Below are 239 nucleotides of genomic sequence, written 5' to 3' on the forward strand. Positions count from 1 at the left end.
TCCTCTAAAAAATGAGAAACTTGAATAATTGTCGTTCCTCTCATATTCAGCTCTTTCATGAGTTTAAAAAACAGAGTTTTGCTTTCTATATCAAGACCAACAGTTGGTTCATCTAAAAAAAGAATAGATGGGGAAGTGATTAAAATCGATGCTAATGCAACCATCCTCTTCTGCCCACCACTCAACTCAAAAGGGGAACGTTCCAATAACTCTTCATTTATATTTAGAAGTGTCAACAT

Annotated in this window: 1 protein-coding gene; it reads right to left on the minus strand. The window is 34.7% G+C overall.

Features of this window, described 5'->3' with window-relative positions:
- Positions 1-239: ATP-binding cassette domain-containing protein (locus tag H5993_RS09770; protein ID WP_204777126.1), on the minus strand; the 239-nt coding region annotated here is incomplete at its 3' end.

This window comes from Limosilactobacillus alvi (assembly GCF_016900115.1).
Taxonomy (GTDB): domain Bacteria; phylum Bacillota; class Bacilli; order Lactobacillales; family Lactobacillaceae; genus Limosilactobacillus; species Limosilactobacillus alvi.